The following is a 7,173-nucleotide window of genomic DNA, read 5'->3' as shown; positions in this document are numbered from 1 at the left end:
GCTGCCGCGATCGCGGCCGCCGCTGCCGGCATGCCGGTCCCGGCGCTCGCCGCCAATCTCGCCGCCGAGCGGGAGGCGAGCGAATTGAAATGGGACAAGGCCGCCTGCCGCTTCTGCGGCACCGGCTGCTCCGTGATGGTCGCCACCAAGGACAACCGCGTGGTCGCGACCCACGGCGACATCAAGGCCGAGGTCAATCGCGGCCTCAACTGCGTCAAAGGCTATTTCCTCTCCAAGATCATGTACGGCCACGACCGCCTGACGCAGCCGATGCTGCGCAAGGCGAACGGCAAGTACGACAAGAACGGCGAGTTCACGCCCGTGTCCTGGACCGAAGCCTTCGACATCATGGAGGTGAAGTGGAAGGAGGCGATGAAGAAGCGCGGACCGAACGGCGTCGCCATGTTCGGCTCGGGCCAGTGGACGATCTGGGAAGGCTATGCCGCCTCGAAACTGTTCAAGGCCGGCTTCCGCACCAACAACATCGATCCCAACGCGCGGCACTGCATGGCTTCGGCCGTCGCCGGCATGATGCGCACCTTCGGCATCGACGAGCCGGCCGGCTGCTACGACGACATCGAGGCGACCGACGCCTTCGTGCTGTGGGGCTCCAACATGGCGGAGATGCACCCCATCCTGTGGACGCGCCTCGCCGACCGCCGGCTCTCGGCGCCGCATGTCCGCGTCGCCGTGCTCTCGACCTTCGAGCACCGCTCGTTCGACCTCGCCGACATCGGCATGGTGTTCAAGCCGCAAACCGACCTCTACATTCTCAACGCCATCGCCCATCACATCATCAAGACCGGCCGGGTCCACAAGGACTTCGTCGCCGCACACACCATCTTCAGGCGCGGCCAGACCGACATCGGCTACGGCCTGCGGCCCGAGCATCCGCTGCAGAAGAAGGCGACGGGTGCGGCGAAGGCCAATGACTCCACCGACATGAGCTACGACGAATTCGTCAAGTTCGTCTCGGACTACACGCTGGAGAAAGCGGCGGAGATGTCCGGCGTGCCGCTGAACCGCCTCGAGGTGCTGGCCGAGCTCTATGCCGACCCGAAGACCAAGGTGGTCTCGTTCTGGACCATGGGCTTCAACCAGCACACCCGCGGCGTCTGGTGCAACAACCTCGTCTACAACATCCATCTGTTGACCGGAAAGATCTCCTCGCCCGGCAACAGCCCGTTCTCGCTGACCGGGCAGCCCTCCGCCTGCGGCACCGCGCGCGAGGTCGGCACCTTCTCGCACCGCCTCCCCGCCGACATGGTGGTGACCAACAAGCAGCACCGCGACCACGCCGAGCATCTCTGGCTGCTGCCCGAGGGCACCATTCCCGACAAGCCCGGCGCACATGCCGTGTTGCAGAGCCGGATGCTGAAGGACGGCCTCATCAACGCCTATTGGGTGCAGGTCAACAACAATCTCCAGGCCGGGCCCAACACCAACGAGGAGACCTATCCGGGCTTCCGCAATCCCGACAATTTCATCGTGGTCTCGGACGCCTATCCGTCGGTGACGGCCCTGGCCGCCGACCTGATCCTGCCGACCGCGATGTGGGTGGAGAAGGAGGGCGCTTACGGCAACGCCGAGCGGCGCACGCAGTTCTGGCACCAGCTCGTCAACGCGCCCGGCGAGGCGAAGTCCGATCTCTGGCAGCTCATGGAGTTTTCCAAGCGCTTCAAGATCGAGGAGGTCTGGCCCGAGGAGCTGATCGCCAAGAAACCCGAGGTTCGCGGCAAGACCCTGTTCGACGTGCTCTACAAGAACGGCCAGGTCGACAAATTCCCGACCTCCGAGATCGAGAAGGGCTACGCCAACGAGGAATCCAAAGCATTCGGCTTCTACGTGCAGAAGGGACTCTTCGAAGAATACGCCTCGTTCGGCCGCGGCCACGGCCACGACCTCGCGCCGTTCGAGACCTATCACCGCGAGCGCGGCCTGCGCTGGCCTGTCGTCAACGGCCAGGAAACCAAATGGCGTTTCCGCGAGGGCAGCGACCCCTACGTCAAGCAGGGCACCGACGTGCAGTTCTACGGCTATCCGGACGGCAAGGCGCGCATCTTCGCCCTGCCCTACGAGCCGCCGGCGGAATCGCCCGACGGCGAATATCCGTTCTGGCTCTCGACCGGCCGCGTGCTGGAGCACTGGCATTCCGGCACCATGACGCGCCGGGTGCCCGAGCTCTACAAGGCCTTCCCCGAGGCCGTGTGCTTCATGCACCCGGACGATGCGCAGGAGGCCAAGCTCCGTCGCGGCGACGAAGTGAAGGTGGTCTCGCGGCGCGGCTTCATCCGCGCCCGTGTCGAGACACGCGGCCGCGACCGGCCGCCGCGTGGGCTGGTCTTCGTGCCGTGGTTCGACGAATCCAAGCTGATCAACAAGGTGACGCTGGACGCCACCGATCCGATCTCGCTGCAAACCGACTACAAGAAATGCGCCGTGCGCATCGAGCGGGTGTGAGCCATGATGAAGCGACTTGGCATTGCCGTGCTGGCGCTCGCGATTGCCGCGGGGGCGAGCGCGCTGACCGCGCAGACGCTCAATTCAGGCCTGCGCGGCCCGACCCCGCTTAACGACGAAGGGCCGGCGCCGACGATGCTGCCGAACCGCAACACCTCCGAGAAGGAGACGCGCAACTACCCGGAGCAGCCGCCGGTGATCCCGCATACGATCGACGGCTACCAGATCGACCTCAACGGCAACAAGTGCCTGTCCTGCCATGCCCGCGCGCGCACGGCGGAGTCGCAGGCGCCGATGGTCTCGATCACCCACTTCATGGACCGCGACGGCCAGTTCCTGGCCTCGATCTCGCCGCGGCGCTTCTTCTGCACGGAGTGTCACGTGCCGCAGAACACCGCCAATCCGCCCGTGAGCAACGACTTCGTCGACATCGACACGCTGCTCTCGCGCGCAAGCCCCGGTGGCCGCCGATGAGCGCGACCACGGAGGAGTCCAAGCCCAGGCGCGGCTTCATCGCGCGAACCTGGAGCTTTGTGCTCGAGCTCTGGGGCGTGCTGAGGCGCCCGAGCTCTGTGTTCGCGCTCGGCACGCTCGTGCTCGCGGGCTTCGTGGCGGGCGTCATCTTCTGGGGCGGCTTCAACACCGCGCTGGAACTGACCAACACCGAAAAGTTCTGCACCGGCTGTCACGAAATGAAGGACAACGTCTATGCGGAGCTGAAGTCCACCATCCACTTCTCCAACCGCTCCGGTGTCCGCGCCACCTGTCCCGACTGCCACGTGCCGCACAACTGGACCGACAAGATCGCGCGCAAGATGCAGGCGTCCAAGGAAGTCTGGGGCAAGATCTTCGGCACGATCGACACCCGCGAGAAATTCATGGATCACCGGCTCGAGCTGGCCGCGCATGAATGGGCGCGCTTCAAGGCCAACGATTCACTGGAATGCCGCAACTGCCACAGCGCGGATTCCATGGACATCACGAAGCAGTCGCCGCGGGCCTCGGTTGCGCATCAGCGCTACCTGTTCAGCGGCGAGAAGACCTGCATCGATTGCCACAAGGGCATCGCGCACAAGCTGCCCGACATGCGCGGCGTTCCCGGCTGGCAATAGCGCTTCTGCCCCCGCTTGAACCAGCGGGAGCAATGGCGCCCGCCGGTCCGGTGGGACGAGCCGGGATGCGGCCTCAGGCCACGTGCAGCTGCTCGCTGCCGGCCTTCGCGCGACCAGTCTTGGGCTGAGCGAGCAGAGCCGCAAGAGCCGCGATCGCCTCCTGGCTCGGCTCCGGCGTTGCCGCGACCGTCCTGAAATACTCGCCGCAGAAATCGGTCCAGGCTTGCTGATTGCCGCTGGGAACGCCGATCACGAGGCTCTTGCCGGACTCGATGCAATGGGCAATCAGGTCGCGCAGCCCTCCGCCTTCCGCCTCGGCCTTGCCGAACTTGTTGAGAAACACGATCTCGGCGTCGGCGAGCTGGGCTTCGACCAGTTGCGCCGCTTCGAGCAGGCGCGGCGTGGACAGACGGCAGGAGGTCGCACCTGCGCCGAGATCCTCGGAGATCGACATCGACCGGCCGGTGGCGAGCTCGTGCAGAACCATGTCGCAGCGTGTGCGACCCGGCTGCGGCACGTCCTCCTGGATCAGGCCGGCCAGGCTCTTGCCCGAGCCGCGAAGCTCGGTGACGAGACCGGCGAACCACCGGTTCACGGCCGGGCCCGAATCATAGACCAGGGCAACGCTGACGGCGGCGGAAGGCCGGGGCGCGCTATCCGCCGTATCGCGGGATTGCTGAAGCATGTCCATCACCTCGCCGCCTTCGCCTTGGCGACGTCGGCATCCTGCAGGAAGTCGATCATGCGCTGCACGGGGCCGACCTCGTCGATATGCTCGAGCATATCGCGATATCCCTCCTGCGCCTTGGGCGGCAGCTTGTGCGCGATGCCCTGGTGGCAATCGATGCAGGTCTTGCCCTGCGCGAACGCGGTCTGGTGCAGCTTGGAGGCGCGCGGCTCCTGCACCGCATACTCCATGTGGTCGAACTTGTGGCAGTTGCGGCACTCACGCGAATCCGTCGTCTTCATGCCGCGCCACACGCTCTTGGCAAGGTCGATGCGGTGGGCGTTGAACTTCTCGGGCGTGCCGATGGTGCCGAGGATCTTGTGCAGCACCTCGTTCGAGGCCTGGATCTTGCGGACGACCTTGTGGCTCCATTCCTTCGGCACGTGGCAATCCGGACAGCTGGCGCGCACGCCGGTGCGGTTCGAATAGTGAACCGTGTTGCGGTATTCGAGATAGACGTTTTCCTTCATCTCGTGACAGGAGATGCAGAACTGCTCGTTGTTCGTCATCTCCATCGCCCAGTTGAAGCCGCCCCAGAACAGGACGCCGCCGGCGAATGCGACGATGGCGATCAGTCCCCAGGCGTAGCGCGCGGTCGGCGAGAAGAACCATCGCCACAGCCGTTTCAGGCGACCCGGCTGCGCTGCTGCGACGGCGGCAGAAGTGCTGGTGTCCTGCATGTCAGCCTCACTTCGCCTGCGTCGCGTTCTGGAAGATGTTGCCGACCAGCGGCTTCGCGTCGGCCTGCGGCACGTGGCATTGCTGGCAGAAGTAACGCGTGCCGGCGACCTTATCGAGCCGCACGCCCTGGCGGTCGACGTAATGCGTCTCCGAGATCTTCGGCGCGTTGACGCGGGTATTGCCGGGCCAGTCGTGGCAGCCCATGCACGCGTTGTTCTCCGTCGTGATCTGGTAGCCGTCGATCTTGTGGGGGATCAGCGGCGGCTGCTGGCGATAGGCACGCTCGAAGCCGCTTGCCGGCACGGACTGCTTGGTCACGTCGGGCGGCGCCGACATCTCGGTCAGCGGGGCCTCGCGCAGCGCCTTGGGCTGCTTGGCCTCCTGCGCAAGCGGGCCCGACGCCGCGAACGGAATTGCAACTGCGACGGCGACGGCCGCCGCCGCGATCAACGGAATCAGTCGAACAAACGTCATGGGAGGTCCCTTTCAAGGACGGCCGGCTGGGAAGAGACGACGCGCGCCGCTGGCGATGGCGCGGTCATGGAGGGGTCCGGACGCGCCGCATTGCGGCCGCGCAGACCGAGATGAAAGACCTGCTTGGAGCAGACGTCGATGCAGGCTCCGCAGAGCGTGCAATCGCCCGCGATGATGACCGGCGTGGCGCCGCTGCGCTCGCCCCTGAGCGCGGGGCCGATGACATGCGGCTCCGGACAGACGGCGAAGCAATCCATGCAGTCGTTGCAGGCGGCACGGTTGTCGGCGGTGACGCGCAGCAGCGCGACCTTGCCGATCTGGCCGTAGAACGCCCCGACGGGACAAAGATGACCGCACCAACCGTGCCTGGCGACGAGGAGATCGAACACGAAGATCGCCGCCGTGCCGCCGGCGCCGAACCAGAGACCGAACACCAGCGCGCGATGCAGCGCCGTCACCGGGTTGATCAGCTCCCAGGCGATCGACCCTGATAGTGCGGAGGCCGCGAGCACCGCGCCGACGAAATAGAGCCTGAGCTCCGGGCGGATCTTGGCCGTGAAGGTGATGCCGAGCCGCCGCCGCAGCCAGGCAGCAAGATCGGTCGCCGGATTGACCGGGCAGACCCAGGAACAATAGGTCCGGCCGCCGAACAGCAGATAGGCGGCGAGCACGATCGCGGCGCCGATCACCGAGAGGGCCTCCGGCCAGTGGCGCGCCGCGAGCGATTGCAGCAAGACGAAGGGATCGGTCAGCGGCAGCGTGCCGAGCGTCATCGACGAGGCCAGCGTGCCCTTGGCGATCCAGACGCCCAGAAGCGGCCCCGACAGGAACAGCGCGAGGAAGAACAGCTGGCTCGCCCGCCGCAGCACCAGAAACCGCGAGGCGGCCCAAAGTCCCTTGACCGCGCGCGCTTCGACATAAGGCCTGGCATTCGCCGTCATGGCGTGCCTCCCTCGGGTCTGCGCACCGGCAGCTTGAGCGGCGCATCGACCAGGGCTCCGCCGGCCCTGGACTTCTCTTCCCAGCCGCGCTTGTAGTGCTCATCCTGCTTCAGCGCGGCGACCTCGATCGGCAGCACCTTGATCGCGGCATCGGTCAGCACGCAGGACTTCTCGCACTTGCCGCAGCCGGTGCAGGACTCGGCGTGAACGACCGGCTCGAAGATCGCGTGCTTGGTCGTGCGCGCATTGTGCGAGACCTCGAGCGTGATCGCCTTGTCGATGGCCGGACAGACCCGATAGCAGACGTCGCAGCGCAAGCCCTGCAGATTGAGGCAGGTCTCGCGGCTGGTGATCACCGCGACGCCCATCTTGGCCTTCGCGATGTCGGTCAGCGCATGCTCGAGCGCGCCGGTCGGGCAGGCCTTGACGCAGGGAATGGTGTCGCACATCTCGCAAGGCACGTTGCGGGCGACGTAGAACGGCGTTCCCATCGCGGGCCCGCCGGCCCAGTCCGCGAGCTTCAGGGTGTCGTAAGGACAGTCGCGAACGCACAGGCCGCAACGGACGCAGGCCGCCAGAAAATCCTTCTCGGGAAGCGCACCCGGCGGCCGCAGCGTCTGCGCGGGCTTGGCCCGCGAGGACACGCCGAATGCCGTCAGCATCGTTGCGGCGACGGCTGCGCCGCCGCCGAAACGCGTCATATCCTGCAGCGCCTTGCGGCGGCGCGGATCGCGCGGGATGCCTGAGCTGGAATCCGACATGGCTCGTCCATCGAGGG

General features: G+C 66.2%; 8 protein-coding genes. 3 read left to right on the top strand and 5 right to left on the bottom strand.

All coding sequences use genetic code 11. The features are described from left to right. The 3 genes from napA to IC66_RS0117355 all read left to right on the top strand — a co-directional run. Positions 1-2,460, top strand: a 2,460-nt coding sequence (gene napA / locus IC66_RS0117365; protein WP_038948475.1) for a nitrate reductase catalytic subunit NapA, incomplete at its 5' end; no start/stop codon positions are given. Positions 2,461-2,463: 3 nt separating this feature from the next. Further along, on the top strand, positions 2,464-2,934 hold the full coding sequence (locus IC66_RS0117360; RefSeq protein WP_028140228.1) for a nitrate reductase cytochrome c-type subunit: 471 nt from the start codon (positions 2,464-2,466) through the stop codon (positions 2,932-2,934). Continuing rightward, positions 2,931-3,572, top strand: coding sequence for a NapC/NirT family cytochrome c (locus IC66_RS0117355; RefSeq protein WP_028140229.1), 642 nt, complete (start codon positions 2,931-2,933; stop codon positions 3,570-3,572). Before IC66_RS0117360 ends, IC66_RS0117355 begins: the two co-directional genes overlap by 4 nt. 73 nt (positions 3,573-3,645) lie before the next feature. On the opposite strand, the gene IC66_RS0117350 is transcribed toward IC66_RS0117355, so the two are convergent. The 5 genes from IC66_RS0117350 to napG are packed head-to-tail and all read right to left on the bottom strand — an operon-like array spanning position 3,646 to position 7,156. Next, on the bottom strand, positions 3,646-4,257 hold the full coding sequence (locus tag IC66_RS0117350) for a DUF2478 domain-containing protein (protein ID WP_157158059.1): 612 nt from the start codon (positions 4,255-4,257) through the stop codon (positions 3,646-3,648). Positions 4,258-4,262: 5 nt separating this feature from the next. Further along, a complete protein-coding gene (locus IC66_RS0117345; protein ID WP_063615300.1) occupies positions 4,263-4,979 on the bottom strand; it encodes a NapC/NirT family cytochrome c in 717 nt (238 codons plus the stop codon). Between the two features lie 7 nt (positions 4,980-4,986). Next, positions 4,987-5,454 carry a nitrate reductase cytochrome c-type subunit gene (locus tag IC66_RS0117340; protein WP_038948471.1) on the bottom strand — a complete coding sequence of 156 codons (468 nt, stop codon included), beginning with the start codon at positions 5,452-5,454 and terminating at the stop codon, positions 4,987-4,989. Further along, positions 5,451-6,395, bottom strand: a complete 945-nt coding sequence (gene napH, locus IC66_RS0117335) for a quinol dehydrogenase ferredoxin subunit NapH (protein WP_049806548.1) — start codon at positions 6,393-6,395, stop codon at positions 5,451-5,453. Before napH ends, IC66_RS0117340 begins: the two co-directional genes overlap by 4 nt. After that, positions 6,392-7,156 (bottom strand): ferredoxin-type protein NapG, encoded by a 765-nt coding sequence (gene napG / locus IC66_RS0117330; RefSeq protein ID WP_049806547.1) that lies wholly within the window; start codon positions 7,154-7,156, stop codon positions 6,392-6,394. Before napG ends, napH begins: the two co-directional genes overlap by 4 nt. Between the last annotated feature and the right edge of the window lie 17 nt (positions 7,157-7,173).

This window comes from Bradyrhizobium genomosp. III, from assembly GCF_000261705.1.
Lineage (GTDB): Bacteria > Pseudomonadota > Alphaproteobacteria > Rhizobiales > Xanthobacteraceae > Bradyrhizobium > Bradyrhizobium ottawaense.
The sequence above is the reverse complement of the archived record's forward strand: the minus strand, read 5'-3'. Positions and strand labels throughout refer to the sequence as shown.

Bases quoted from the DNA above. Each gene is read 5' to 3' on its own strand.
- IC66_RS0117360 (WP_028140228.1), top strand. From the start codon at position 2,464: ATGATGAAGCGACTTGGCATTGCCGTGCTGGCGCTCGCGATTGCCGCG.
- IC66_RS0117355 (WP_028140229.1), top strand. From the start codon at position 2,931: ATGAGCGCGACCACGGAGGAGTCCAAGCCCAGGCGCGGCTTCATCGCG.
- IC66_RS0117350 (WP_157158059.1), bottom strand. From the start codon at position 4,257: ATGCTTCAGCAATCCCGCGATACGGCGGATAGCGCGCCCCGGCCTTCC.
- IC66_RS0117345 (WP_063615300.1), bottom strand. From the start codon at position 4,979: ATGCAGGACACCAGCACTTCTGCCGCCGTCGCAGCAGCGCAGCCGGGT.
- IC66_RS0117340 (WP_038948471.1), bottom strand. From the start codon at position 5,454: ATGACGTTTGTTCGACTGATTCCGTTGATCGCGGCGGCGGCCGTCGCC.
- napH (WP_049806548.1), bottom strand. From the start codon at position 6,395: ATGACGGCGAATGCCAGGCCTTATGTCGAAGCGCGCGCGGTCAAGGGA.
- napG (WP_049806547.1), bottom strand. From the start codon at position 7,156: ATGTCGGATTCCAGCTCAGGCATCCCGCGCGATCCGCGCCGCCGCAAG.